Source organism: Pseudoalteromonas sp. AWM4_233 (assembly GCF_056158285.1).
This window is the reverse complement of record NZ_JBSWSZ010000116.1, coordinates 2,309-2,982: the sequence shown is the minus strand read 5'-3', so window position 1 is coordinate 2,982 and position 674 is coordinate 2,309. Positions and strand designations below refer to the sequence as shown.

At 40.4% G+C, this 674-nt stretch carries 1 pseudogene; it reads right to left on the bottom strand.

Going from position 1 to position 674, the window contains the following annotated elements:
• Positions 1 to 20: 20 nt before the first annotated feature.
• Positions 21 to 599 (bottom strand): annotated as a pseudogene (locus ACXAC4_RS26255) (phosphoenolpyruvate carboxylase); the annotation flags it as partial.
• Between the last annotated feature and the right edge of the window lie 75 nt (positions 600 to 674).

The following is a 674-nucleotide window of genomic DNA, read 5'->3' as shown; positions in this document are numbered from 1 at the left end:
AAGGTTAACGACGGTTAGATTCACCTCTTACACAGCACCTGATTTAAATCATCCAAAGTTTCGAATAACGGCGCAACGGGTAAATTGAAACGACAACCCGTTTCTTTTAAAAGTAATTTAACAGCCAGCACATCAGAAGCATATTGCGCCATTGAAATAATATAAATGCCTAGCCTATCAGTGGTTTGCTGACTCACTAATTGGCAAGTTTTTAAAACTTCTTCAACTTCATCAGACGCAGAGAAGTTTTTTGGCAATAGTGGTCTTTTTGACGCTAATTCATCAATCAAAAACTGCTGCTTCTGTGCTTCACTCCAAGCAGTATAATCACCCAGTTCTAAGTGCTCGACAATGGCTCCAATCGCATCAGCGTGTCGTGCAGAGTCCTGACGGATATCTAAGCTGCAGAGGTTAATACCAAAGCACTCTAATCTAAGTAACGTGTCGAGTAGTAGTCCATCTGCAATTTGCGCCATATTACAGTTATGCAGCGAGTTATAAATGAGCGTAAGCGGTGATTTTACTTGCTCAATATGTGTGATCACTTCTTGCTCTGAGCCTACTTCACCTTTAATTTTATTTTCAAGCGCTTGAATGGTTTCATCAAGTTCGCCTAGGTGCTGTGTAAGAGGTGAATCTAACCGTCGTTAACCTTAGCAATACGTAATGTTTTA